This is a genomic window from Kitasatospora nipponensis, from assembly GCF_039528135.1.
Lineage (GTDB): Bacteria > Actinomycetota > Actinomycetes > Streptomycetales > Streptomycetaceae > Kitasatospora > Kitasatospora nipponensis.
Map to the genome: position 1 here is coordinate 1 of NZ_BAAALF010000529.1, position 995 is coordinate 995.

1 protein-coding gene is annotated in these 995 nt (G+C 69.6%); it reads left to right on the plus strand.

Going from position 1 to position 995, the window contains the following annotated elements; all coding sequences use genetic code 11:
* Nucleotides 1-196: 196 nt before the first annotated feature.
* On the plus strand, nucleotides 197-995 hold a 799-nt coding region (locus ABD323_RS41670), incomplete at its 3' end, for an anthrax toxin lethal factor-related metalloendopeptidase (protein WP_344447289.1).

Sequence of the window (995 nt, forward strand, 5' to 3'; positions counted from 1 at the left end):
CGGATCGACTCCGCCTGCTGCGGGTGCTCCGGCCCCACAGCCTCGGACGGATACCCGCACTGAGCCCAGTAGCCGCCCCCACACCCAGGAGCAGCGCCAGCGCGAGCAGGAGCGCGAGCAGCGCCGGCACGAGTTCGACACCCGCGAGCACACCACCCCGGAGACTCCGGTCGAGCCGAAGCGCGATGTGCCGACGATGGGTCAGCAGGAGCGGCTGGACACCCTCGGCAACCTCAAGCCCGAGGAGCGACGGGCACTGGCCACGGACCAGAAGTTCGTCGCCGAGCTGCGCAAGTCCTCGACGCCGGACGAGTTCGCCGAGTCGGCCGCGCACCTGCTGGTCGAGGTCGACCCCCGTACGGTGCAGGGCGGTGCGGCGCGGCACGAGGCCCAGCAGCAGCTGGCGCGCCTGCTGCGTAACCCCGATGTGGCCGAGCGGTTGCTCACCAACGGTGTCGAGGTGGTGGTCGTCCCGAGGGACGTCCGGCTGACCGACGTGCCGGCCTTCGCGGATCTCAACGGCCGGCGCCCGGAGGGCGAATCCGGCCAGGGCCGTGGCTGGGACGACGTCCGGGGCTCTGCCTTGAAGAAGGTGGCCATCACCGAGGAGAACCTGCTCGGCGAGAAGACCTCCATCGGTGACACCCCCCACTACGCGGACGGGTACTCGAGCACCACGCACGAATTCGCCCACGCCATCCACGAGTTCGGGCTCTCGAAGGACCAGAAGCTGGCTGTCACCGAGATCTTCGAACAGAAGAAGGCGAGCGACGGTACGTCCGACCGGCCGGCCCAGTGGCCCGACGGCCCGCGCCAGGACACCAAGGGTGGGAAGAAGGAGAACTACAGCTCGGTCGACGAGCGGGAGTACTTCGCCCAGGCCACCAACTCCTACCTGTCGACCAACCACGGCAAGGACCCGCTGACCGGCCAGGCCCGCAACAACGGCCCCCACTGGGCCGGCCGGCACGAACCGGCGCTGCACTCGATATTGG